This is a genomic window from Anaeromyxobacter sp. Fw109-5 (genome assembly GCF_000017505.1).
In the GTDB taxonomy this organism is placed as follows: Bacteria; Myxococcota; Myxococcia; order Myxococcales; family Anaeromyxobacteraceae; genus Anaeromyxobacter.
Genome location: NC_009675.1, coordinates 2,236,204 through 2,260,400, shown reverse-complemented (window position 1 = coordinate 2,260,400; position 24,197 = coordinate 2,236,204). Strand labels below are relative to the sequence as shown.

At 72.2% G+C, this 24,197-nt stretch carries 23 protein-coding genes and 1 tRNA gene; 9 read left to right on the top strand and 15 right to left on the bottom strand.

The features are described from left to right. The 4 genes from ANAE109_RS10160 to lipA form a co-directional block, all read right to left on the bottom strand. Complete coding sequence (locus ANAE109_RS10160; RefSeq protein WP_012096777.1) at window positions 1-1,365, bottom strand: dihydrolipoamide acetyltransferase family protein; 1,365 nt, start codon at window positions 1,363-1,365, stop codon at window positions 1-3. A gap of 65 nt (window positions 1,366-1,430) precedes the next feature. Then, window positions 1,431-2,405 carry an alpha-ketoacid dehydrogenase subunit beta gene (locus ANAE109_RS10155; RefSeq protein ID WP_012096776.1) on the bottom strand — a complete coding sequence of 325 codons (975 nt, stop codon included), beginning with the start codon at window positions 2,403-2,405 and terminating at the stop codon, window positions 1,431-1,433. Between the two features lie 16 nt (window positions 2,406-2,421). Next, window positions 2,422-3,621, bottom strand: coding sequence for a thiamine pyrophosphate-dependent dehydrogenase E1 component subunit alpha (locus ANAE109_RS10150; protein WP_012096775.1), 1,200 nt, complete (start codon window positions 3,619-3,621; stop codon window positions 2,422-2,424). A 12-nt stretch (window positions 3,622-3,633) separates the two neighbouring features. Next, the gene (gene lipA / locus ANAE109_RS10145) at window positions 3,634-4,518 is read right to left on the bottom strand and encodes a lipoyl synthase (RefSeq protein WP_012096774.1); all 885 of its coding nucleotides are present in this window, start codon (window positions 4,516-4,518) and stop codon (window positions 3,634-3,636) included. A 266-nt stretch (window positions 4,519-4,784) separates the two neighbouring features. Here lipA and ANAE109_RS10140 point away from each other — a divergent pair, with 266 nt between their 5' ends. Further along, window positions 4,785-5,858 (top strand): HD domain-containing phosphohydrolase, encoded by a 1,074-nt coding sequence (locus ANAE109_RS10140; RefSeq protein ID WP_012096773.1) that lies wholly within the window; start codon window positions 4,785-4,787, stop codon window positions 5,856-5,858. Window positions 5,859-5,879: 21 nt separating this feature from the next. Further along, the gene (moaA, locus tag ANAE109_RS10135; protein ID WP_049768564.1) at window positions 5,880-6,923 is read left to right on the top strand and encodes a GTP 3',8-cyclase MoaA; all 1,044 of its coding nucleotides are present in this window, start codon (window positions 5,880-5,882) and stop codon (window positions 6,921-6,923) included. Here moaA and ANAE109_RS10130 read toward each other — a convergent pair whose 3' ends face one another. The 3 genes from ANAE109_RS10130 to ANAE109_RS10120 all read right to left on the bottom strand — a co-directional run bounded on the left by ANAE109_RS10130 (window position 6,924) and on the right by ANAE109_RS10120 (window position 10,302). Then, complete coding sequence (locus ANAE109_RS10130) at window positions 6,924-7,343, bottom strand: cobalamin B12-binding domain-containing protein (RefSeq protein ID WP_012096771.1); 420 nt, start codon at window positions 7,341-7,343, stop codon at window positions 6,924-6,926. It abuts the gene before it with no gap. Window positions 7,344-7,474: 131 nt separating this feature from the next. After that, window positions 7,475-9,241: a methylmalonyl-CoA mutase gene (locus ANAE109_RS10125; protein ID WP_012096770.1), complete on the bottom strand. Its 1,767-nt coding sequence runs from the start codon at window positions 9,239-9,241 to the stop codon at window positions 7,475-7,477. 194 nt (window positions 9,242-9,435) lie between these two features. Beyond that, window positions 9,436-10,302, bottom strand: a complete 867-nt coding sequence (locus ANAE109_RS10120; RefSeq protein ID WP_041448254.1) for a hypothetical protein — start codon at window positions 10,300-10,302, stop codon at window positions 9,436-9,438. Between the two features lie 121 nt (window positions 10,303-10,423). Here ANAE109_RS10120 and ANAE109_RS10115 point away from each other — a divergent pair. The 4 genes from ANAE109_RS10115 to ANAE109_RS25520 all read left to right on the top strand — a co-directional run bounded on the left by ANAE109_RS10115 (window position 10,424) and on the right by ANAE109_RS25520 (window position 13,046). Beyond that, window positions 10,424-10,497, top strand: a tRNA-Met gene (locus ANAE109_RS10115). Window positions 10,498-10,994: 497 nt separating this feature from the next. Next, a complete protein-coding gene (locus ANAE109_RS10110) occupies window positions 10,995-12,446 on the top strand; it encodes an HAF repeat-containing protein (protein WP_158305883.1) in 1,452 nt (483 codons plus the stop codon). Between the two features lie 268 nt (window positions 12,447-12,714). Beyond that, window positions 12,715-12,882, top strand: a complete 168-nt coding sequence (locus ANAE109_RS25525) for a hypothetical protein (RefSeq protein ID WP_200860895.1) — start codon at window positions 12,715-12,717, stop codon at window positions 12,880-12,882. Then, window positions 12,882-13,046 (top strand): hypothetical protein, encoded by a 165-nt coding sequence (locus ANAE109_RS25520; RefSeq protein ID WP_200860894.1) that lies wholly within the window; start codon window positions 12,882-12,884, stop codon window positions 13,044-13,046. The genes ANAE109_RS25525 and ANAE109_RS25520 overlap by 1 nt, the downstream gene beginning before the upstream one ends. Window positions 13,047-13,062: 16 nt before the next feature. On the opposite strand, the gene ANAE109_RS10105 is transcribed toward ANAE109_RS25520, so the two are convergent. From ANAE109_RS10105 to ANAE109_RS10090, 4 genes are all read right to left on the bottom strand, one after another. Continuing rightward, window positions 13,063-14,145, bottom strand: coding sequence for a lysylphosphatidylglycerol synthase transmembrane domain-containing protein (locus ANAE109_RS10105; protein ID WP_012096766.1), 1,083 nt, complete (start codon window positions 14,143-14,145; stop codon window positions 13,063-13,065). Between the two features lie 141 nt (window positions 14,146-14,286). Next, entirely contained in the window at window positions 14,287-15,228 is a 942-nt protein-coding gene (locus tag ANAE109_RS10100) for a D-glycerate dehydrogenase (RefSeq protein ID WP_012096765.1), read from the bottom strand. Beyond that, complete coding sequence (locus tag ANAE109_RS10095; protein ID WP_012096764.1) at window positions 15,225-15,425, bottom strand: DNA gyrase inhibitor YacG; 201 nt, start codon at window positions 15,423-15,425, stop codon at window positions 15,225-15,227. The genes ANAE109_RS10100 and ANAE109_RS10095 overlap by 4 nt, the downstream gene beginning before the upstream one ends. Window positions 15,426-15,489: 64 nt before the next feature. After that, window positions 15,490-16,005: a TlpA disulfide reductase family protein gene (locus ANAE109_RS10090; RefSeq protein ID WP_012096763.1), complete on the bottom strand. Its 516-nt coding sequence runs from the start codon at window positions 16,003-16,005 to the stop codon at window positions 15,490-15,492. 55 nt (window positions 16,006-16,060) lie between these two features. Between ANAE109_RS10090 and ANAE109_RS10085 the strand changes: the two genes are divergently transcribed. Then, a complete protein-coding gene (locus ANAE109_RS10085; RefSeq protein ID WP_012096762.1) occupies window positions 16,061-18,640 on the top strand; it encodes a TonB-dependent receptor domain-containing protein in 2,580 nt (859 codons plus the stop codon). A 3-nt stretch (window positions 18,641-18,643) separates the two neighbouring features. Further along, complete coding sequence (locus ANAE109_RS10080) at window positions 18,644-19,636, top strand: hypothetical protein (RefSeq protein WP_012096761.1); 993 nt, start codon at window positions 18,644-18,646, stop codon at window positions 19,634-19,636. Window positions 19,637-19,681: 45 nt separating this feature from the next. On the opposite strand, the gene ANAE109_RS10075 is transcribed toward ANAE109_RS10080, so the two are convergent. From ANAE109_RS10075 to ANAE109_RS10065, 3 genes are read right to left on the bottom strand one after another with little or no spacing between them, the layout of a single operon-like run. Then, window positions 19,682-21,388, bottom strand: a complete 1,707-nt coding sequence (locus tag ANAE109_RS10075; protein WP_012096759.1) for an MlaD family protein — start codon at window positions 21,386-21,388, stop codon at window positions 19,682-19,684. Between the two features lie 19 nt (window positions 21,389-21,407). Beyond that, window positions 21,408-22,154, bottom strand: coding sequence for an ABC transporter ATP-binding protein (locus ANAE109_RS10070; protein ID WP_012096758.1), 747 nt, complete (start codon window positions 22,152-22,154; stop codon window positions 21,408-21,410). A gap of 3 nt (window positions 22,155-22,157) precedes the next feature. Continuing rightward, entirely contained in the window at window positions 22,158-22,910 is a 753-nt protein-coding gene (locus ANAE109_RS10065; RefSeq protein WP_012096757.1) for an ABC transporter permease, read from the bottom strand. 91 nt (window positions 22,911-23,001) lie between these two features. Here ANAE109_RS10065 and ANAE109_RS10060 point away from each other — a divergent pair, with 91 nt between their 5' ends. After that, window positions 23,002-23,412: a hypothetical protein gene (locus ANAE109_RS10060; RefSeq protein WP_012096756.1), complete on the top strand. Its 411-nt coding sequence runs from the start codon at window positions 23,002-23,004 to the stop codon at window positions 23,410-23,412. A gap of 60 nt (window positions 23,413-23,472) precedes the next feature. Here the strand turns inward: ANAE109_RS10060 and ANAE109_RS10055 are convergent, their stop codons facing one another. Continuing rightward, window positions 23,473-24,189: an RluA family pseudouridine synthase gene (locus ANAE109_RS10055; protein ID WP_012096755.1), complete on the bottom strand. Its 717-nt coding sequence runs from the start codon at window positions 24,187-24,189 to the stop codon at window positions 23,473-23,475. Window positions 24,190-24,197 lie beyond the last annotated feature (8 nt).

Here is a 24,197-nt window from a genome sequence, read left to right as displayed (position 1 = left end):
CTACGCCAGGTGCATGAAGAGCAGGTTCGGATCCTCGAGCGTCCGGATGACCTCGTAGCAGAACGCCGCCGCCTCGTGCCCGTCGACGACGCGGTGGTCGCTCGTGACGGACACGTGCATGACGTCTCGCACGACCACCTGCCCGTCGCGCACCACCGGCGTGGGCCGGATCCGGTGCACCCCGAGGATGCCGACCTCGGGGTAGTTGAGCACCGGCGTCGCGAACATCCCGCCGAGCGCGCCGAGGCTCGTGATGGTGAAGGTCGAGCGGCCCATGTCCTCGGGCCGCGCGCGGCCGGCCTTCGCGTCCTGGGCGAGCCGCTCGATCTCGCGGGCGAGCTCGACGAGCGAGCGCCGGTCCGCGCCGCGCACCACCGGCACGACCAGCCCTGCGTCGGTGGCGGAGGCGATGCCGACGTCGTAGCGGCGATGCAGCACCAGCTCGCCCCGCTCGTCGTCCATCGTCGCGTTCAGCTTCGGGTGCTTGCGGAGCGCGGCGACCACGGCCTTCACGACGAACGGGAGGAAGGTGAGCTTCACCCCCTCCTCCTTCGCGGCGACCGCCATCCGCTCCTTCACCCGCGCGAGCTCCGTCACGTCGCACTGCTCGACGAAGGTGAAGTGCGCGGCGGTCCGCTTGGAGCGGGCCATGTTCTCGGCGATGCGCTTGCGGACGCCACGCAGCGGGACCCGCTCGTCGGCCGCGCCGCCCGACTCCGGCCGGAGCGGGATGGGCGACGGCGGCGCCGCGGGGGCGCGGGAGGCGGGCGCGAGCTCGCCCGCCGGCGCGGCCCGCAGCTCCGGCCGTCCGTGCCCGTTCGTGCCTCTCCGGTACGCGGCGAGATCGTCCTTCGTCACGCGCCCGCCGGCACCCGAGCCCGCCACGGCGTTGATGTCGATCTCGAGCTCCCGCGCGAGCGCGCGCACCGCCGGCGTCGCGAGCGACTTCTGGCCGGAGGCGCGGGGAGGCCCCTCCCCGCCGGCGCCCGCCGGCCGCGCCTCGGCAAGCTCCGGGGGAGCGGCACCGCGCTGGCCCGACGGCGTGGGGGCGCTCGCCACCGAGGGCGCCTCGACGGTCGCCTTCGCGCGCGGCCCCTCCGGCCCCTCCGGCGCCCCCGCGACCGCCCCCTCCAGCTCCAGCTCGAGGAGGGGCGAGTGCACCTTGGCCAGGTCGCCCACGCCGAAGAACAGCTTCACGACGCGCCCGCGCTTCGGCGATGGGATGACGACCGTCGCCTTGTCGGTCATCACCTCGACGAGCGGCTGGTCCTCGGCGACGTCGTCGCCGGGCTTCACGAACCACTGCTGGACCTCGGCCTCGACGACGCCCTCGCCGATGTCGGGGAGCTCGAGCTTGTACGCCATGGACCGCCCTCCGGCTCGGGTCGGGATACCGCTCGCGCCGGCGCCCCGGCGCGGGCGGCGACCCCTCAGTAGGACACCACCTCGCGGATCGCCTTCAGCACGCGCGGCGCGCGCGGCAGGTACTCCATCTCGAGGGTGTACGGGAACGGCGTGTCGAACCCGGTCACCCGCGTGATCGGCGCCTCGAGGTGGAGGAAGCACCGCTCCTGCAGGATCGCCGCGAGCTCCGCGCCGAAGCCGCAGGTGCGCGGCGCCTCGTGCACGACGATGGCGCGGCCGGTCTTCTTCACCGACGCGACGAGCGTCCCGGTGTCGAGCGGCTGCAGCGAGCGCAGGTCGATGACCTCGCAGTCGATGCCCTCCGCCTCCGCCTCGCGGGCGGCCTGGTCGACCTCGTGCCACATCGAGCCCCAGGCGACGAGCGTCACCGCCCTGCCCTCGCGCGTCACCCTCGCCTGGCCGATGGGCACGACGTACTCGCCCTGCGGCACCTCGCCCTTCGCGGCGCGGTACATCCGCTTCGGCTCGAAGAACAGCACCGGGTCGGGATCGCGGATGGCGCTGATGAGCAGGCCCTTCGCGTCGTAGGGGTTCGAGGGGACCACCACCTTGAGGCCGGCGGTGTGGACGAAGTGCGTCTCCGGCGACTGGGAGTGGTAGTGGCCGCCCTTGATGCCCCCGCCGTACGGCGTGCGGATCACCATGGGGCACGCGTACTGACCGCCGGAGCGGTAGCGGTACTTCGCCACCTCGTTCACGATCTGATCGAACGCCGGGAAGATGAAGTCGGCGAACTGGATCTCCGGGACGGGCCGCAGGCCGTAGAGCGCCATGCCGACCGCCGTCCCCACGATGCCGCCCTCGGCGAGCGGCGTGTCCATCACGCGATCGGCGCCGAACTCGTCCTGCAGCCCCTGCGTCGCCCGGAAGACGCCGCCGAACTTCCCGACGTCCTCGCCGAGCACCACGACGTCGGGGTCGCGGCGCATCTCGAGGCGCAGGGCGTCGTTCACCGCCTGGATGATGTTCATCGTCGGCATGTGGGCCTCGCCGGGGTCAGGCGTCGGAGTGGCGCGGGTTGGCGACGCGGGGGTCCGCCGCGACGGCCGCCTCGAGCTCGGCCAGCTGCTCGCGCAGCTGCGGCAGGGGCTCCGCGTACACGTCCTCGAACAGGCTCTCGAGCGGCGGCTTCGGCGCGAACGCCTCCGCCTCCTTGAGGACGCGCTGCAGCTCCTCGCGCACCTGGGCGCGGATGCGCTCGTCCTCGGCCTCGGCGAGGGCGCCGCGGCGCACGAGGTAGCGGCGCATGCGCAGGATGGGGTCGCGCTTCTTCCACGGCTCGACGAGCTCGGCGGGGCGGTACGCCCGCGGGTCGTCCGAGGTGGAGTGGCCCTCGACGCGGTAGGTCACGCACTCGAGGAGCGTCGGCCCCTCGCCCGCCTCCGCCCGCTCGCGGGCGCGCCGGGTCGCGGCGTGCACGGCCAGGAGGTCGTTGCCGTCCACGCGCTCGCCGCGCATCCCGTAGGCGATGGCCTTCTGGGCGATGGTCTCCGAGCCGGTCTGGCGCTCGCGCGGCACGCTGATGGCCCAGCCGTTGTTGCGGCACACGAACACCACCGGGATCTTCCGCACGGCCGCGAAGTTGAGGCCGGTGTGGAAGTCGTGGGCGCTCGTGCCGCCCTCGCCGAAGTAGGTGAGCGCGACCATCGCGTCGCCCTTCAGGCGCGCCGCCCAGGCGGCGCCGACGGCGTGCGAGATCTGCGTGGAGATGGGCGAGGAGATCGAGGTGAAGCGGCCCGGACGCCACGCCTCGTGGCAGGGCATCTGCCGCCCCTTCATCGCGTCCCCGGCGTTGCCGAACAGGTCGCACAGGAAGGTGACGAGCGGCATGCCGCGCATGAGCGCCGCGCCGTGCTCCCGGTAGCAGGGGAAGATCCAGTCGCTCTCGGCCATGGCGGCCGCGGAGCCGAGGATGGTCGCCTCCTCGCCGATGGAGCCGATGTAGAAGCCGATGCGGCCCTGGCGCTGGAGCGTGATCATCCGCTCGTCGAGCGAGCGGTTCAGCACCATCAGCCGGTAGAGCCGCAGCACCTCGGCGTCCGGCAGCGTGACCTCGTCGGGCGCGCCGACGAGCTCGCCGTCCTCGGCGACGAGGCGGTACAGCGGGAACTCCTTCACGAAGCGGCCCGGCTCCCACTCCCGGTGATTACCGCGCTGCCGCCTCGGTACCGCCCCCACCTCGTGCTCTCGACGCATGCGTCGCTCCGGTCAGGGACCTGGGGGTCGCGAGGCGAGCTCGCCCCTCAGGAACAGCTCGGCGGCGCGGTAGCTGGACCGTACGAGCGGTCCGCTCGCCACGTACCGGAAGCCGAGCCCGAGGCCCGCCTCCCGCCACGCCGCGAACTTCTCGGGCTTCACGTACTCGACGACGGGCAGGTGCCAGGCGCTCGGGCGCAGGTACTGCCCCAAGGTCAGGATCTCGACCCCCGCCGCGCGCAGGTCCCCCATCGCCTCGAGGAGCTCGTCCTCGGTCTCCCCGAGGCCGACCATGATCGACGACTTCGTCACGATCCGCGGGAACTCGCGCTTCATGCGCGCGAGCACCGCGAGCGTCTGGTCGTAGCCGGCCTTCAGGTCGCGCACGACCGGCGTGAGCCGGCGCACGGTCTCGAGGTTGTTCGCGAAGACGTCGGGGCGCGCGCGCCCCACCGTGCGCACCGCCTCCGCGTCGCCGCGGAAGTCGGGCGTGAGGACCTCCACGAGGAGCTGCGGGATGTCCTTGAGCCGCCGGATGGCGTCCGCGAAGTGGCCGGCCCCGCCGTCCGGCAGGTCGTCGCGGTCCACGCTCGTCACGACGATGTAGTCGAGCCCCAGCTCTGCGATGGCCTCCGCCAGGTGGCGAGGCTCGTCCGGGTCGAGCGGAGGCGGGTGGGCGTCCGTCTTCACGTTGCAGAAGCGGCAGCCGCGGGTGCACACGTCGCCCATCAGCATCACGGTCGCGGTGCCGCCGCCCCAGCACTCCGCCACGTTCGGGCAGTGCGCCTCCTCGCAGACGGTGTGGAGCGCCAGCCCCTTCACGGTGTCGCGCACCTGCTGGTAGCGGGCGCCGCCGGGGACGTTGACCCGCAGCCAGCCAGGCTTCCGCGCGGTCATCGGTACGCCCTGCTCCCGAAAAGACTGGAGGATGGACCGCCGATCGGTAGGCGGCTCACCGGAGGGGCCCAGGACGGGCAGGCTGCTGCGCGGGGAGTCGGACATGATGCCGCGCCGGATGTAGCGGCGCTCTGGTGCTGGGTCAAGACACGGCGCTCAAACGGGCGACCGCTGGGCGAATCCTACGCATTGGGGGCGTATGCCGCATGGTATAGTTTCGCGCAGCGCCCCTCCTGGGCGCTCCACCTTCGCCGAGGAATCACCGGATGGCGGAGTCCCCCACCGAGCCGACCCGCATCCTCATCGTCGACGACGACACCTCGGTGCGCGACGTCATCGCGGTCCTGCTGGGCGAGGAGGGCTACGCCGTCACGGCGGTTTCCTCGGCCGAGGCCGCCCTCGACGCCGCGCGCCTGACCGACTTCTCGCTGGTCATCAGCGACGTGCGCATGCCCGGCAAGGACGGGTTCTGGCTCCTCGAGCGAGTGAGGGAGCTCCACCCGGACACCGCGGTCATCATGCTCACCGCCTTCGGCGACACCGAGGCGGCGGTCGAGTGCCTGCGGAACGGGGCCGCCGACTACCTCCTGAAGCCGCCCAAGGTCACCGACCTCATCCGCGCGATCGAGCGGGCGCTCGGGCGCCGGCGCCTCGAGCTCGCGCGGCACCGCTACCGGCGCAGCCTGGAGAACCGCGTGCGCGAGAAGACGGCCGAGCTCTCGCGGACGCTCGGCGACCTGCAGGCCACCTATTCCCAGACGCTGTGGTCCCTCGTCGCGGCGCTCGACGCGCGCGAGCACGAGACGAGCGATCACTCGCAGCGGGTGGTGCGCTACACGCTCGCGGTGGCGGGGCGGCTCGGCATCCCGGAGAAGGACCTGCCGGACATCGGCCGCGGCGCGCTCCTCCACGACATCGGCAAGATCGGCGTCCCGGACGCGATCCTCCTGAAGCCCGCGAAGCTCACGCCCGCCGAGTGGGCCGAGATGCGCAAGCACCCGCAGATCGGCTTCAACATCCTGCAGTCGGTCGAGTTCCTCGACACCCCGGCGCAGATCGTGCTCAGCCACCAGGAGCGCTACGACGGCGGCGGCTACCCGCGCGGCCTCGCCGGCGAAGCCATCCCCGTCGGCGCGAGGATCTTCGCGATCGCCGACTGCTTCGACGCGATGACGAGCGACCGCCCCTACCGCAAGGGCGGCTCGGTCGACGCCGCGCGCGCCGAGATCGCGCGCTGCGCCGGGACGCAGTTCGACCCCCGCTGCGCCGACGCGTTCCTCTCCATGACCCCGGACGAGCTCGCGGACCTGGCGCGCACGACCGAGGTCCGGCCGATCTAGGTATCACTCCTCCCGCCGCAGATGATCTGGACCGCGCCTATCGGGTATAACGGGCCAGTGTCCCAGCCCGACGGTGCGCCCCCGGTGAACGGACCCCTCCTCGACGGGCAGGGCCGCAAGATCCAGTACCTGCGGCTCTCCCTCACCGATCGCTGCAACTTCCGCTGCTCCTACTGCGCGCCGATGGGCCCGGACCGGCAGGAGGACCCGCTCACGCGGCCGGAGCTGGCGCGGGTCGTGGGGGTGTTCGCGAGGCTCGGCATCCGGCGCGTGCGGCTCACCGGCGGGGAGCCGACGCTCCGCCGCGAGCTCCTCGACATCGTTCGCGACGTGAGGGCGACGCCCGGGATCGAGGAGATCGCGCTCACCACCAACGGCCACGCGCTCGCGACGCACGCGCTCCTCCTGCGCGAGGCCGGCGTGACTCGGCTCAACGTCTCGCTCGACACGCTCGACCCGCAGAAGCTCCAGCGCATCTCCGGCCGCGCCGCGACGCTCGAGCGGATCGTCTCCGGCATCGAGGCCGCGTTCCGCGTGGGCTTCGCGTCGGTGAAGCTGAACGTGGTGGTGGTCCGCGGCGAGAACGAGGACGAGCTCGGGAACCTCGCGCGCTTCGCCTGGCGCTTCGGCGCGACGGCGCGGTTCATCGAGCTCATGCCCTTCGGGCCGGGGAAGCCGGTGCCGACCGCCGAGGTGAAGCGCCTCCTCGAGGCGCAGGGGATCCGCCTCGAGCCGGACGCGACCCGCGGCTGGGGGCCCGCCTACCACATGCGCGGCTCCTCCGCCGTCGGCGGCGAGGCGACGAGCGGGCTCGTCGGCTTCATCGGCGCGATGACCGAGAACTTCTGCGACGGCTGCAACCGCGTGCGCGTCGGCGCCGACGGCTCGCTCCGCGCCTGCCTGGGCGGGCGGGATCGGGCGCCCCTGCGCGAGCTCATCCGCGCGGGCGCGTCCGACGAGGAGATCGCCGCCGCGGTGCGCGCGGCGCTCCTCGCCAAGGGCGAGAAGCACGAGATGCCCCGCGGCGGGTCGGGGCTGCTGCCGATGATCGGGTCCGGCGGGTAGCTACGCCGCCGCGCGCGGATGGATGTTCGCGCGGATCCAGTCGATGATGCCGTGCGTCGGCGAGCCGGGCAGGAACACCTCCGCGACGCCCTTCTCCTTCAGCCTGGGCACGTCGTCCTGCGGGATGATCCCGCCGCCGAACACGACCACGTCCCTGGCGTTCTTCTCGCCGAGGAGCTCGACCACCGCCGGGAACAGGGTCATGTGGGCGCCGGACATGATCGAGAGGCCGATCGCGTCCGCGTCCTCCTGGATGGCGGCGGCGACGATCATCTCCGGCGTCTGGTGCAGGCCGGTGTAGATGACCTCGAAGCCCGCGTCGCGCAGGGCGCGCGCGATGATCTTCGCGCCGCGGTCGTGGCCGTCGAGGCCGGGCTTCGCGACGACGATGCGGAGGGGACGCTCTTTCGCGGGGCTCATGCCTTCGTCTCCGTTCAGAAAACGACCAGATCCAGCGCTCCGGTGGTTTACCCCATCTCCGCCGCGTTTCGCCACCCGAGCGCCTGTCGGGGATGACGACCGCTGCGCTCCGGCACCCTCTCCCGGGGGCGCTAGAAGCGTCCGTCCTCGCGATAGACGCCGTGCACCTTGCGAAACACGTCCGATATCTCGCCGAGGGTCGCGTACGCCTTCACCGCCTCGATGACGGGGGGGACGACGTTCGCCCCCTCCTTGGCCGCCCGCTCCACCGCCGCGAGCGCCGCCTCGGCCCGCGCCGCGTCGCGAGAGGCCCGCACCTGCCGGAGCCGCTCCACCTGCCCGCGCGCGACCGTCTCGTCGATCTTGAGGATGGTGATCGGCGCCTCCTGCTCACCGCGGAACGCGTTCACCCCGACCACGATCCGCTCGCCCGCCTCGATGTCGCGCTGGTAGCGGTAGGCGCTCTCCGCGATCTCGCGCTGCGGGTAGCCCTCCTCCACCGCGCGCAGCATCCCGCCCATCTCGTCGATGTGGCGGATGTGCTCGAGGGCGCGCCGCTCCATCTCGCCGGTGAGCCACTCGACGTAGTAGCTGCCGGCGAGGGGGTCCACCACGCGGTCGGCGCCCGACTCGTGGGCGATGATCTGCTGGGTGCGGAGCGCGATGGTGACCGCCTCCTCGGTGGGGAGCGCGTACGTCTCGTCGAGCGAGTTCGTGTGCAGCGACTGGGTGCCGCCGAGCACCGCCGCGAAGGCCTGCAGCGCGGTGCGCACCACGTTGTTGTAGGGCTGCTGCGCGGTGAGCGAGACCCCCGCGGTCTGCGCGTGCGTGCGGAGCAGGAGCGACTCCTTGCGCTTCGCCCCGAACCGCTCCCTCATGGTGCGCGCCCAGATGCGGCGCGCCGCCCGGAGCTTCGCGACCTCCTCGAAGAAGTCGTTGTGCACGTCCCAGAAGAAGCTGAGCCGCTGCGCGAACGCGTCCACCTCGAGGCCCCGGTCCACGCACTCCTGCACGTACTCGATGCCGTCCGCGAGGGTGAAGGCCAGCTCCTGCACCGCGGTCGCCCCCGCCTCGCGGATGTGGTAGCCGGAGATCGACACCGGGTTCCAGCGCGGCATCTCCCTCGCGCAGAACTCGATCACGTCGCAGTTCACCTTCACGGCGGGAGCGGGCGGGATCATCCACTCCTTCTGCGCGATGTACTCCTTCAGCATGTCGTTCTGCAGCGTGCCGCCGAGCCTGGCGCGGGGGACGCCCTGCTTCTCCCCGACGGCGACGTACATCGCGAGCGCGATCACCGCCGTGGCGTTGATGGTCATCGACGTCGTGACGTCGCCGAGCGGGATGCCGTCGAACAGGAGCTCGAAGTCGCGCAGGGTCGAGACGGCGACGCCCTCCTTGCCGACCTCGCCGCGGCTCATCGGGTGGTCCGCGTCGTAGCCCATGAGCGCGGGCATGTCGAAGGCGGTCGAGAGGCCGTGGACGCCGTGCTGCAGCAGGTACTTGAAGCGCCGGTTCGTGTCCTCGGGGCTGCCGAAGCCGGCGAACTGGCGCATCGTCCAGATCCGCCCGCGGTACATCGAGGCCTGCGGGCCGCGGGTGAACGGGTAGCGGCCCGGGTAGCCGACGTCGCGCAGGTAGTCGCTCTCCCGCACGCTCGCGGGGTCTAGGACGTCGGGGATGGGGATCCCCGAGTCGGTCTCGAAGCGGGCCTTGCGCCGGGCGAGCTTGCCGAGGACCTCCGCGAGCTCTCCCTGCGTCCACGACTCGCGCTCCGCGAGGATCCGCTCCAGCTCCTCGCGCGCGAACGTCGGGTGCTCGGCGCGCTCGGGCGCAGCGGGGGTCTCCTTGCGGTTCGACGCCTCCTTGGGACCGAGCTCCTTCGCCGCCTTCGCCATGAGACCTCCGCTCCCGGGTGCTCAGGACATCTAGCCCTGGCACGCGATGGGCGCAGGAGGCCCGGGCGGGGACGGGGTCGGCGCGAGAGGCCGGATCGCCGAGGACCGCGCCGAGGAGGAGGTTCGCACCAGGAGGCACCTCGCGGCGCAGACGCCGCGAGGCTCGGCGCGTCGACCCGAGCGACGAGGGGCTCTCAGTACTGACCGTAGAGGTAGACGGCGGGCATCACGCCGAACGCGCCGAGATCGCGCTCGCGGAAGAGCACCTCCGCCGTGCCCGCGGTGTAGAGCAGGTTCAGCTCGGCGCCGACGAAGACATGCCGGTAGCCGATCGCCGCGCCGAGCACGCCGCCGGAGGTGTGGACGAGGCCGCTCGCGTCCGTCCCGAGCAGCGTCTTCTGCGCCTCGCCGCCGTCGTAGACGATGGGGAGATCGGGGATGACCTGGACCTTCCAGCGCGTGAGGGTGTAGCGCGCACCGACGTAGGTGTGGGCGATCTCGCGCCACTGGCGCCCGGCCACGAAGGCGAGCTGGTAGTCGGTGAGCCCCGCCTCCCCGTGGAGCACGCTCTCGATGACGTCGCCGAACGTCCCGAGGTCGCGCGTGCCGCCGCCGAGCAGCACCGTGCCCGCCCACCCCTCCGCGCTCGCGTCGCGGGGACCGAACGCCTGGAAGCCGAGGTCGATGGCCTTCGAGTCGGGCCCCCAGTGGATCCCCGCGTCGAAGCCCGGCGCGAAGCCGTAGCGGACGGAGACCTCGCTGTGGGACGACAGCGGCGCGACGAGCGCGAAGCGGAACGCCGCGTCCACCACGGGCTCGACGTCCGCGACGTTCCAGCACTGGTCCGCGCCGTTCGGGCAGCTCGTCGCCTTGGAGCGGAGGTTCTCGGCGAGGTCCCTGCCGTCGCGCACGATCTCCGCGGCCTGCGTGTTGACCTGGTAGCCCGAGCCGAAGCCGGCGCGGAACGCGCCCTTCGGAGCGACCCGGCCGGTGTTCCCGACGAAGCTCGGGGCGGCGCAGCCGCTGGCGGCGAGGAGCGTCAGGAGGGCGAGGAGGCGCATGGCCCCGAATGGTAGCAGGACGGGGGGCCGCTTCGCCTCCCCGCAAGCCTCTCCCACCGCGCCGTACGCGCTTGACCGCTCGCGCGCGAGGCCCTATAAACCCGCGTCTCTTGAACGCTTTGGTGAGGTAGCTCAGTCGGCTAGAGCGAGGGTCTCATAATCCCTAGGTCGGGAGTTCGATTCTCCCCCTCACCACTCCAGGGCCGCCGCGAGGCGGCCTTTCTTGTTTGTTTGGGGCGCCTGGGGCAGCGCCGCCCGACTTCGAAGACGGGCACAAGGCGAAGCGCCGCCGTCGGTCCCGCCACCTGCGTCGGACCGAGAGCGCCCACGCCGCGTGGCACAGACTGCGGTTGGCTCAGCTGCACTTCGCTCACGTAGCGCAACCCCGCTTCACTCCGGGAGGCTCCCCGTCGCGCTCGGCGATCTGGGTGCCCGAGCAATGCGACCTTCCCCGCGCGGCTCCCGCCTTCTGGCGCGGCATGCGCGCGCAGAAACGCTCCAACGTCCACGCGCGCGCACGTCCCCCATCGACGCCACCACACCATTCGTAGCGTCCTTCATATCGCCCCCCGAACTCACGTCTCCGCGCGGCCGCTGGGCGAACGCTCACGCCGTCTGCGAGAGTCGCTCCGTATCGCTGCATTCGGGCGAGACACTCGTGGCGGGAGGGGTTCATGAGGCGCGCAATTCTCATGGTGGCGGTGGGCGCATCGGTGTCATTGGCGACGAGCGCGCTGGGGCAGACCGTCCCGGTGATCATCGACCTGGGAACGCTCGGGGGAACGGAGAGCTACACCTCTGCGCCCCCCCAGGCGTTGACTGCGACAGGGCGGGTGTTGACCGAGACGGGCCAGGTGGTGGGAACCAGCACCTTGGCGGACGGCTCGCTCCACGCGTTCTCGTGGACGCAGGCCGGCGGCATGGTTGACCTGGGGACGCTCGGGGGCGGCCGCAGCGAGGCGTCCGCGGCGAGCGACGGCGGCCAGGTGGTCGGGGCGAGCGCCCTGGCCGACGGCTCTTCGCACGCGTTCTCGTGGACGCAGGCGGGAGGCATGGTCGATCTGGGGACGCTCGGCGGAACGAACAGCCACGCCTCCGCCGTGAACGAGAGCGGTCAGGTCGTCGGCGAAAGCTGGATGCCACCGGATGACCTCTATGCTCATTCCCACGCATTCCTGTGGACGCAGGAAGACGGGATGACTGATCTGGGGGCGCTGCGCAATCCAGAGTCTTTGAACGTGAAGGATTCGGCCGGGGCGACCGCGATCAACGACGCGGGCCAGGTCATCGGCATCAGCGGGTGGTACACGGAGTATCACGTGTTCTTCTGGGACTCCGGCAACATGATCGATCTAATCCCTCAATACGGCGGTTACAGCGGAGCCTCGTCCGTGAACGAGAGTGGCCAGGTGGTCGGGTGGACGTGGTGGGGACATTGGACCTCTAGACCGTTCTCCTGGACGAGAGAGAGCGGGTTCATCGATCTCGGAACGCTCCCCGGTGGATGGTTGTCCGAAGCCTCCGCGGTCAACGACAGCGGCCAGGTCGTGGGGTGGAGCATGACGGGTCCCGGCTACCCTGACACGGGCCCACGGCACGCATTCTCGTGGACGCAGGATGGCGGGATGATCGATCTGGGAACGCTCGCCGGGATGGAGAGCAGCGAGGCGCGCGCGGTGAACGACAGGGGTCAGGTGGTGGGCACGGGCACCTCTTCGGACGGCTCCGTCCGCGCCTTCTCGTGGACCCAGGCGGGCGGAATGATCGATCTCGGTGCGCTCGGCGGAGGCCGCAGCGAGGCGTTCGCGATCAACGAGAGCGGACAGATCGCTGGCGAGAGTCAGCTGGCGGACGGTTCGTGGCACGCCGTGCTCTGGAAGACCGATCCCGTCGCCGAGATCGAGCTGCTGGTTCAGACGATCGACCGCATGGCGCTGCCGTTCGGGACGCAGACCAGCCTGGAGAGGAAGCTCGCTGCTGCGAACGCCGCGCTCGCAGCGGGGGACATCCCGGCGGCCTGTGAGGTCCTCGCGTCGTTCCGCGACTCGGTGAGCGCGCAGAGCGAGAAGCGGATCACGCGAGATCAGTCGCAGGATCTCGTCGCGTTCGCCGCGGACGTTCACGACATGTTGCAGTGCCCTTGAGGTCACCTCGAGGCGCGTTCGAGCGCGAGCACGGGCCGCGTGGCGCAGCGCTGCCCTGTGCTCGCGCCCGGGCTGGCGAGTTCTGACGGACCTGGAGGCTGACGACAGCGGCGGCTTCCGCTCTGCCACTTCACTCGGCCGTGCTCCGTGTCAGACGAGTGTGATACCCACCTCCGTCGCCCGACCCCCGCTCGCGACGGGATGGCTTTCTTGCTCATCTTACTCGACGTGGTACACGGGTACGTCGGGCGATATCGGAGGATTTCGGATGGGGAAGGCGCAGACGTCGATCTCGACGCGGACGCAGGAGTTCACGCCCCGAGAGCTTCCCCTGAAGGTCCCCGAGGACCCACCCCGCCCGGCGCCGCGACCTCCGCAGCGCCCCGCCGACCGCATCAAGGAAGCCCTGCTGCGCTGGCTCGAGGAGGAGATGTGATGCTGGAGCTGCTGCCCTTCGACGACGAGTCGCCCTCCCCGCTCGACGAGGTCGTCGAGGAGATCGACGCCGCGCTGGACGCCTCCTTCCTCTCCGACCTGGCCGATGCGTTCGAGCGCGTGAAGCGCGCGCGCGAGCAGCTCGCCGCCGCGTCGATCGCCTAGCTTCGGTCAGCGCCCTCTAGTCCCGCGACAGCTCGCGCGCGGCGCGCTCGTCCGGCTCGGCCTGGTACTCCGCCTCCTCCGCCTCGAGGCCGGTCTCGATCTCGGACGGCGCTGCGAGGATCCGCCCGAGCTGGATGTGGCGCGAGAACAGGAAGAAGAGCCCGAGCCCCACCTGCTGCGCGAGCTGCACCGCCCAGAGCACGTTCGCGAAGGCGACGCCCTGCGTCGCCACCACCTGGCGCGGCGCGAACAGCGACAGCCCCAACACGATCGCCCCCTGGAACGTCCCGATCATGCCCGGGCCGGCGGGGATCATCACCCCCACGATGAGCACGCCGAGCAGCGTGCACGCCTGCGCGGCGTCGAGCTCGAAGCCGAACCCGCGCGCGAGGAGCGCCATGCCCCACGCGTTGAGGCCCCAGTAGATCGCCGTGAGCAGGAAGAACTGCGCGAGCTTGGAGCGGCTGGGCACGAGGCGCAGCCCGTGGATGAATGCGTCCAGCATGCCCGACGCGCGCGCCGCCAGCCTCGGCGAGAGCGGCCGCAGCACGGCCTCCGCGATGCGCACGGCGAGCGTGCGGTTGCGGTAGGCCACGACGAGGAAGGCGAGCAGCCCTCCGAAGGCGAGCGACACGACCAGGCCGGCGGTCCTCAGGAGCTGCACGCCGGGCGTACCGTCCGGCAGGGCGAGGAGCATCACCACGAGCAGGACGCCCGTGAAGAGGCCGTCCACCACGCGCTCCACGACCACCGACGACAGCGCGGACGAGACCCGCAGGCGCGGCCGCTCCGCCACGAGATACGGCCGCGCGAACTCGCCCAGCCGGAACGGCAGCACGACGAGCGCCATGAACCCGACCGCCGACACCGCGTTGAGCCGCGAGAAGGGCAGCTTCGCGACGGGCTCGAGCAGGATGCCCCAGCGCACGGTCCGCGCGAGGTGGATGCCCAGCAGGATGAGCACGTACGGCGCGAGGAAGCGGTAGTCCGCCGCGCGGATCTCGTGCACGATCGCCGAGAGATCCTTGCCTCGGAGGGTGAGCCACAGCGCCAGGCCTGAGATCGCGATCCCGACGAGCGCCTGCACGATGCGTCTCAACGCATGCTCCTCCGGCGAGGCCGCGGGCGCGGGCTCCCTCGAGCGCCGGCGTCGCAACGGTCCAGCGACGCTGCCGCGGGTGGGCGGTGATACCACGCGAACGGCGCCCCGGCCAGGGCCCCTCCACGCCTGGTCCCACGCTCAGGAGACGGGGTAGCGCGGCGGATCGCCGCGGGCGACGCGCTCCACGTCCTCGAGCACCCGCCGCGCCATGGCCGCCCGCGTCTCGCGGGTACCGGAGCCGAGGTGCGGGGTGAGGACGACGTTCGGGAGCGGGAGGTACGCCTCGGGCACGCGGGGCTCGTCCGGGAAGACGTCGAGCCCCGCGGCGCCGATCCGCCCGTCCGCGAGGGCCTCCGCGAGCGCGGCGTCGTCGAGCACCCCGCCGCGGGCGGTGTTCACCACGATCGCGCCGGGCTTGAGGAGGGCGAGGCGCTCGCGGGAGAGGAGGTTGCGGGTGGCCGGGACGAGCGGAACGTGCAGCGACACGAAGTCGGCCTCCGCGAGCAGCCGCTCGAGCCCGACCCGCTCCGCCCACGCGACGCCCGCGTCGCGCGGGCTCGTGTAGAGCACCCGGGTGTCGAAGCCCCGCGCGCGGCGCGCGAACGCCTGGCCGATGCGGCCGAAGCCGACCACGCCCACGGTCTTGCCGGTCACCTCGGTGCCGAGCATCCAGGCCGGATCGACCTCCGTCCAGCCGCCGGCGCGGACGACCCGGTCGCCCTCGACGACGCGGCGCGCGGCGGCGAGGAGGAGCGCCATCGCGTGATCGGCGGTGGCGTCGGTGACGACGCCGGGCGTGTTCGTGACGAGGACGCCGCGCCGGCGGCACGCGTCGAGATCGAGGTGGTTCACGCCCACCCCGTAGGAGGCGACGTGCCGGAGGGCGGGGAGCGCGTCCACGAGCGCCGCGTCCACCCGGTCGATGTAGGTCGGCACGAGCACCGCCGCCTCGCGGGCCTCCTCGACGAGGCGCTCGCGAGGCGGGGGGCGAGGGGCGCCGCCGCGCACCTCGAAGAGCTCGCGGAGCGGTGCGAGCTCTCCGCCGGGTAGCGCGCGGACGAGGTAGAGCACGGGCTTCACGCGTCGTCCTCCTCGTGCGACGGCGGCTGGGCAGGCGTCTCGGCGCCGTCGCCCGGGCGCGGGCCCGGGATACGGTACTCCTCGCCGAGCCACTTGCCGAGGTCGAGCAAGCGGCACCGAGGCGAGCAGAACGGGAACGAGCGGTTCTCGCTGCGGGGCGGGACGGGCTTCCCGCAGATGGAGCAGGCGCGCGGCACGGGACCGATCTACCGCGTCCGCCCCGCTCCGCGCATCACGATCGTCGCGGGCCGGCCCGGGGGCTCAGGACTCCGGGCAGCTCGCCGGAAGGAGGGGCCGGATCGCCTCCTCCAGCTCCGCGCCGCGCATCCCGCCCTCGAACGTCTGCCGCAGCTTCCCCTCGGCGTCCACGAGGTAGGTGCGCGGATAGCCCTGGACGTTCCAGAGCTCCAGCGCCTCGGCCCGCTCGTCGAGCAGCACCGGATACGGGATCTGCGGCGCCATCTTCAGGACGTCCTCGCGCGCCGATTCCTCCGCCACCCCCAGGATCTCGAAGCAGCGGCCGCGGTGCGCACGCCAGACCTCCGCGAACTCCGGGATCTCCTCCCGGCACGGGCCGCACCAGGTCGCCCAGAAGTTCACTGCCACCACCTTGCCGCGCAGCGCGGCCAGATCCACGGAGCGCCCCGCCAGGTCCGGCAGGACGAGCGGGGGCGAAGGCTCCCCCGAGGCGACCGGCGGGGCCGACTTGCGCAGCAGGAGCTGCGTCACCAGCAGCGCGGCGACGGCGAGGATGGCGAGCTTGGTCCAGTTCCGCATGGGCAGGAAAGTATAGGCGCCTCCGTGCGCCAGACCGTAAGATCCACGCGGCTCGATGAGGATTCACGCGCTACTCCTCGGAGCGGCACTCGCGGCCCTCCCGGCCGCGGCCCAGACGCCGAGCGCCGAGGAGCCTCCGGCCGCGGGCGTGCTGACGCGCGCGCCCGAGCTCCTCGCGTTCGTCCCCGCCGAGTACCCGCCGGACGCGGAGGAGAAGGGAATCGAGGGGTCGGTCGAGCTCGCGATCGTGATCGACGAGCGTGGCGAGGTGCAGCAGGCCGTGGTGATCGATCCGGGCCCGCACCCGGGTTTCGCGCCGGCGGCGCTGCACGCGGTCCAGCAGTTCCGCTTCCGCCCCGCCGAGATCGACGGCGCTCCGGCGCCGGTGGAGATCACCTACCGCTACGACTTCGTGCTGCGCCGCGCCCCGCCTCCCCCGCCGGCGCCGGCGCCGCTCGTGCTGAGCGGCCGGGTCATCGAGCGCGGCACGCGGGCACCGGTGGCCGGCGCCTCCATCGACGTGAGCGGCGTCGCGGCCGAGACCGACGCCGACGGCCGCTTCGAGGTGCGCGGCGTCGCCCCCGGCGTCGCGCGCGTGCGCGTGGTCGCCCCCGAGCACGAGCCCCTTCAGCTGGAGGAGCTCATCGAGGCGGGCAAGCGCCGCGAGGTCGAGTACCGCCTGTCCAGGCGCAGCTACGATCCGTACGAGTCGGTGGTCCGGGGCGAGCGCCCGCGCCGCGAGGTGAGCGTCCACACGATGGAGGTCGAGGAGATCCGGACCCTCCCCGGCACGCAGGGCGACACGCTCAAGGTCCTCCAGAACTTTCCCGGCGTCGCCCGCAGCCCGTTCGGCATCGGGCTGCTCGTCGTGCGGGGCTCGGAGCCGTCCGAGACCAACGTCTACCTGGACGGCATCCCCGTCCCCCTGCTCTTCCACTTCGGCGGGGTCACCTCCGTCGTCTCCTCCGACGTGATCGAGACGCTCGAGTTCCTCCCCGGGAACTTCGCGGCGCGCTTCGGGCGCGCGCTCGGTGGCACCGTCGACCTCCGCACGCGCGAGGGCCGGGACGCCTTTCACGGCGCGGCGCAGCTCGATCTGTTCGACGGGCGCCTCGAGATCGAGGGGCCCGTCGCGGGCGGGACCGGCTTCGTCGCGGTCCGGCGCAGCTGGGTGGACGCGGTGCTCGCCCTGGCGCTCCCGCGTGTGGCGCCCGACACGGCGGACGAGCTGCGCGTCGCGCCGCGCTACTGGGACTACCAGGCGAAGCTCTCGCGGCCCGCGCTCGGCGGCACCGTGACGCTCCTCGCCTACGGCTCCGACGACAAGCTCGAGTTCGTCGAGAGCGGCGAGTCGAGCGGGCGCCCCACGTTCTACCTCTCCACCGTGTTCCACCGCCTGGGCGCGCGCTGGCGAAGGCCCCTCGGCGCGGCCAACAACGATCTGGTCCTCGCCCTCGGGCGCGAGAGCTTCGACGTGCTCCAGTCGTCGAACTTCGGCGTGCTGACGGAGGTCCGCTCCCTGACGGTCCGCGACACGCTCGCCTGGCGCGCCTCCGAGCGGCTCACGCTCGAGGCCGGGGTGGACGCGATCCTCCGCTCCCTCGACTACTCCATCTACGCGCCGCCGCTCTCGGCGCCCGGCACGATCGGCGAGTTCGACGAGGAGCGTCCCGAGACCACCGTCGGCGAGAGCACGCGCATCTCGTGGCTCGCGCCGGGCGGCTGGGTCGAGGCGGACTGGCGCGCGACCGGGCGGCTCCGGCTCGTGGCGGGCCTGCGCGTGGACGCGGACTCGCGCCTGCGCGGGCGGAGGGCCTGGGTCGACCCGCGCGCCTCGGCCTTCTATGACCTCCGGCCCGGCACCACGCTCTCCGCCGCCGCCGGCCTGTTCGGCTCCGCGCCCCAGCCCCAGGACGCCACCGAGACGTTCGGCAACCCCGACGTCGGCCCGCAGCGCGCGCTCCACCTCGCGCTCGGGGTGCGCCAGGCGCTGCCGTGGTCCGCGCGGCTCGAGGTCACCGGCTTCTACAAGCGGCTGTGGGACCTCGTGGTCGTCACCCGCGCCACCGACGAGAACGGGGACCTGCAGCAGGTGTCCAACGAGGGACGCGGCGAGGTGCTCGGGCTCGAGGTGATGGCCCGGCGGGAGCTCGCGCGCGGGCTCTTCGGCTGGCTCTCGTACACGTGGTCGCGCTCGATCCGCCAGGACGATCCGAGCATGCCCTCGTACCCGGAGTGGCACCCCTTCCCTCTCGACCAGACGCACATCTTCTCCCTCGTGCTCAGCTACCGGCTGCCGGGTGACTGGATCCTGGGGACGCGGGTGCGCGGGGTGAGCGGCAACCCCTACACGCCGTTCGAGGGGAGCGTCTACGACGCCGACTCCGGCCGCTACCAGTGCATCCCCTCCGCGCGGCGCTACGCGGGCCGCCTGCCGGGCTTCTTCCAGGCGGACGCGCGCGTCGACAAGCGCTTCGTGTACGGCTCCTGGATGCTGTCCGTGTACCTCGACGTGCAGAACGTCACGAACCGCGAGAACGCCGAGTTCCGCTTCCCGAGCTACGACTGCTCGCAGACCTACGCCATCCCCTCCGTCCCCGTGCTGCCCGCGTTCGGCCTGCGCGCCGAGTGGTGACCCATGGCCCGCCCCGCTCTGCCGCTCGCCCTCGCGCTCGCCCTCGCCGCCTCCGCGTGCGACACCGGGTTCGCCCCGCAGTACCGGGTGGAGGATCTCCGCATCCTGGCCGTCCGCGCTCAGGTGGTGGGCAGCCTCGCCGCCGACGCGGACCTCGGCGAGACCGTGCGGCTCACCGCGCTCGTCGCGAACCCGCTCGGGCGATCCCCGGTGCGCGTGCGCTGGGCGACCTGCATCCCGGACGGCACGGAGGCGCTCCCCCCCTGCCTCGACCCCGACGCGCTCCGCGACGTGGACCGTCTGCTCGCCGAACCGGGCGTCGTCGCGCTCGGCGAGGGCGCCGAGATCGAGGTGAGCGTGCCGCAGGTGAGCGGCGCGTTCGATCGGCTGATCGCCCGCGCAGAGGCGGAGCCCGCCTACGCCTGCAGCCTGTACCTCGAGCTGCCCGTGCTCGTGGTCGCCGAGGCCGGCGAGGCGCAGCAGGTGGCGGTGAAGCGCGTCCGGCTCACGCCCGGCCGCGAGATCGACGGGACGGACCTCGCCGGCGCCTACGTGAAGAACTCGAATCCGGCCCCCCTGGCGGTGCGCCGCGTCGCGAACGAGGACGTTCCCTGCGGCGAGGGCGCGCCGGTGGTCGTGCCGTGCCGGGACGACACCCCCTGCGGCGGGCTGGCCTGCGGCCCGGACGGCTACTGCGCGGGCACGTTCCCGCAGGGCCGCGGGGTGCTCTGCGCGCGCCCCGATCCCGGCGCGGTCGATCCGCCCTACAACCAGTGCGCGCCCGACGGCTCTCGCACGCCGTACTTCGAGTCCATGGACTGGCAGTGGTACGTGACCGCGGGGAAGTTCCCCGAGTTCAACGGCGTCGGGAACGCCACCGGGGATCCGGTCGAGTTCGAGGCGCCCGACGGGCCGTTCACCATCTGGGTCATCCTGCGCGACGGTCGCGGCGGCGAGGCGTGGCTCGCGCGCGACGTGCCGGCCCGCCCGCGGTGACGCGCTGCCGCGTCGCGGCACGCGGTCGCCGCCGGAGGCCCGCGCTCACGGCACCGCGGACGCCGCGCCCGTGGAGATGAGCGTCTTGAGGTCGTCGTCGGTGAAGTACAGGCCGCCGCCGAAGAAGACGTCGCTGCCGATGTTGAAGCTCCGGCCGCCGGGGTAGTTGCCCGTCTCCCACTGGTTCAGGAAGTCGTCGACGCCCGTGGTCACGTAGAAGTGCTGGAAGAAGTGGTAGTTCGCCCAGATCTTCGCGCGCGGGTACACGGAGCGGCCGGGGCGCGAGAACTGGTACATGTTCACCGACAGCTGAAGCGCGTCGTTCAGGAGGTGCAGGTCGGAGCCGACGCCGCCCGAGCCCTCGATGAGGCCGGCGCGGAAGGTGACCATTCCGTAGCGCTTCGCGAGCTGCAGCGAGAAGGTGAGCTTCTCCTCGTTCAGCGTGCGCGTGACGAGCGTGGTGGTCTCGACGTTCGTGCCCGGAGGGCGCGTGGTGATCGTCTCCGTCGTGACGGTGTTCACGCCGCGCGGATCCGAGGCCAGCTCGATGAGGTAGTACTTGTCCGGCCGGGGCATGAGCCGCGCGCCGAAGTAGATCTTGGAGCCGGGGCGACCCTCGGAGACGGTCTGGTTGAGCAGCCACTCGGAGCGGAGCTGCAGCTGGATCTGCAGCTTCACGAGCCGATCGACGTAGTCGCTGATCCCCTCGACGGCCTCCCCGACCTTGCGCCCGAGCCGCTCGTCCACGAGGAGCTTGCCCGCCGGGCTCTTCCCCTCGTTCACCTTCTCGAGCATGCTGTCGAGGCTCGCGAGGCTGGTGTTCAGCCGATCCACCGCCTGCTTCACGCCGCGCGCCTCGGCCTGCGCCTGCGCGCGCTGCTCGGGAGTGCCGGCGAGAGCCCCCGGCGTCCCCGGAGCACCCGGCGCCCCAGGCGTGCCCGGCGCACCAGGCGCTCCCGGCACGCCCTTCGCCCCCGGCGTCCCCGGCGCCCCGCCGCCCTGCGGGTCGAGGATGTCCTGCACGCTGGCGAGGACCACGTTGAGGCGCGAGGTGAGGTCCTCGACGTTGCGGGCGATGTTGTGGATCCGCTCCTTGTCGCGGGCCGAGATCTCCGCGAGCGCGCCCGTGAACTCCCGGGTGTTGGCCAGGATCTCCGAGATCGTCTGGCCCTCCTCGGCGACGACCTGGTCCACCTGGCGCGTGATGCGGGCGAGGTTCTCCACGATCTCGCGGAGGCTCCCCTGGTCTCCCTTGACCGTGTCCGCCAGGTCGCCCGTGATCGTCTGGACGTCCGAGGCGATCTTCGCCATCGAGTCCATGAGCTCCTGCGCCGTCGCCGCCGCCCGCGCGCACGCGATCTCGCGCTCCTCCTCGGGCAGGTCCTTGAGCTTCGGGGACGCGTCGGAGCCGGGGACCGCCTCGAGGACGGCGTCCGGGAGCAACGCGGACGGGTAGATCTTGGTGAGGCAGGCGTCCTTGTGGAGCTCGACGTCGTTCTTCACCCGGATGTCGAGGCGCGCGCGGGCGCCCTCGAGCCGGATGTCGTCCACCTCGCCGATCTGGATGCCGGCGATCTGCACGCGGCTCTTCCAGGTGAGGCCGGTCGCGTCCCGGAAGTACGCGTGCACGAGGTAGCTGTCGCGATCGGAGAACCCACCCTTGCGGAAGAAGGTGATGGCGACGAGGAACGCGAGGCCGGTGACGGCTGCGAGGATGCCTACGGCGAGCGCCCTGTTGACGGCCGGCTTCACGATGCGTCCTCGTGGACTCCTACTGCTTCTCGAACCACAACGAGAGGAATCGCTGCACGAAAGGGTCCTGGCTCTCCCGCACCTCGGCGGGGGTACCCTCGGCGACGAGGTGCCCATCGTAGAGCACCCCGAGCCGGTCGGCCACCTTGAAGGCGCTCGCGATGTCGTGGGAGATGACCATGCTCGTGATCCCCAGGGCCCGCTTCGCGTTGAGGATCATGCCGTCCACGTAGTCGGTGGTGATGGGATCGAGCCCCGTGGTCGGCTCGTCGTAGAGCACCACCTGCGGGTCCGACACGAGCGCGCGCGCGAGCGCGACCCGCTTGCGCATGCCGCCGGAGAGCTCGGACGGCCAGCGCTCGAGGACCTCCTCCCCCAGGTCGACCACGCGGAGCTTCTCGATGACGCGGCGCCGGACCTCCGCCGCGGGGATCCGCTCGCCGCGGCGCTTCTCCGTGAGCGGGAAGGCGACGTTCTCGAACACCGTCATCGAGTCGAAGAGCGCCGCGCCCTGGAACACCATCCCGAACATCTGCCGCGCCTCGGTGAGCTCCTTCCCGTGGAGCGCCGAGATCTCGACGCCGCCGACCCGCACGGTGCCGCGGTCGGGCTTGAGCAGGCCGATGACGTGCTTCATGAGCACGGTCTTCCCCGAGCCGGAGCCGCCCAGCACGACGAAGGTGGTGCCCTCCGGGATGGTGAGGTCGATCCCCTTCAGCACCTGGTTGTCCCCGAAGGACTTCCACAGATCGCGGACCTCGATCACGCCTCAGGTCCCCACCGAGATGAACGTGATGACGTAGTCGGCGAGCAGGATCGTGATCGAGCTCGCCACCACCCCGCGCGTCGTGCCCTCGCCCACGCCCTTCGCGCCGCCGAACGCGGCGTAGCCGCGCCAGGTGGTGATGACCGAGACGATGAGCCCGAACACCACCGCCTTGAACAGGCCGTGGAGGATGTCCCCGACGTCCATGAACTCCTGGGTGTGCGCGAGGTACGGGCCGATCGGGATCCCCGCCACGTACACGCCCATCACGAACCCGCCCGCGTAGCCGAGCGAGTTGAAGAGCATGGTGAGGAACGGGAACATGATCAGCGAGGCGATCACCCGGGGCACCACCAGGTACTGGATGGGGTTCACCGCCATCGACTCCATCGCGTCGATCTGCTCGGTGACGCGCATGGTGCCGAGCTCCGTCGCGATGGCGCTGCCCGAGCGGCCCGTCACCATGAGCGCGGTGAACACGGGCGAGAGCTCGCGGGCGAGCGAGAAGGCGACCGAGCCTCCGACGTAGCCCTCGGCGGCGAACTGCTTCATCGCGAAGTTCATCTGCAAGGCGAACACCATCCCCGCGAAGGTCCCGGTGACGCCGACGATGAAGGCCGAGCCCACCCCGATGAAGGCCATCTGGGCGAGCACGAGCTCGAGCCGGAACGGCGGCCGGACGGCCCATCCGACCATCTCGCCCGCGAACATGAGCATCCGCCCGAGGTCCTCGAGCCCGGCCTTGAGGCGACCCATCGGCGCGCACTATCGCACGCCGGCGCTCGGCGCGCCGCTTTCCGGGGAGCCGGTTGCAGCGCGCGGGCCCATCGCTATACTCCCGCGCCCCATGGTCAAGGTCGGCGGCGAGGTCGATGCGTTCTGCACGAAGTGCCAGCTCACGCTCGCGCACACGGTGCACGCTGTGGTTTCCGGGCGACCTGTGAAGGTGGAATGCAACACCTGCCACGGGGTGCACCGCTACCGGGATCCGCCCGGGCGCGCGACCCCTCGTCCGGCCGGAGCGCGGGCCGAGCGCCTCCCGCGCCAGAAGGCGGCGGTGGTCGCGTTCGAGGACCTGCTCGCCGGCAAGGATCTCTCCGGCGCCCAGCCGTACTCGCCCAAGCGGACCTACGCCGAGAACGACGTGGTCGATCATCCCACCTTCGGCCGCGGCTTCGTCTCGGCGGTCCGCGACGCGGGCAAGATCGAGGTGACGTTCCGCTCGGACGTGAAGGTGCTCGTGCACGGCCGCGCCTGAGCTTCCGCGTCGCACCGTGTGGCACCGCGGGTGATCCCGGATCGCGCCCGCGTACGACGCTCACCCCGCCCGCAGCGCCTGGAGCGCCTCCGCCATGTCGGCCGGGAGCGGCGCCTCCAGCACCAGCGTCGCGCCGGTCGAGGGGTGCCGGAGCTCCAGCCGGGAGGCGTGTAGCGGCGTGCGGGAGAGGAGCACGCGCGCGTCCGGGCCGTGCAAGGGGCCCTCGTCGCCGTAGTCCGGGTCCACCGCCAGCGGGTACCCCGCGTGCATGAGGTGGACGCGGATCTGGTGGGTGCGCCCCGTCTCCGGGGCCGCCTCGACGAGGGCGAGCGCGCCGCCCGCCCAGGCGCGCGGCGGGAAGGTCTCGAGGGTCCGGATCCGCGTCACCGCGGCCTTGGCGCGCGGGTCTCCCGGGCGCGCGGGGCGCATCCGCCCGCGCCGCGCGGGCGCGATGGGTGCGTCGAGGCACGCCTCGGCGGGCGGATCGCCGCGCACGATCGCGGCGTAGCGCTTGCGCGGCTCCCCGCGATCGAAGGCGAGGTTCAGCGCGCGGTGCGCCTCCGCCGTCCGCGCGAACACGAGCACCCCGGTGGTGCCACGATCCAGCCGGTGCACCACCCAGAGCCGGCCGTGCGCCGCCTCGAGCTCCTCGCGCAGGCTGAGCTCGTCGCCGCCGCGGCCGGGGATGACGAGGCGCCCCGCCGGCTTGTCCACGACGAGCAGCGCCGCGTCCGCGAGGAGGACCCGCGGCCCGCCCGCCTCCGCGCCCGCGCTCATGGCGCCAC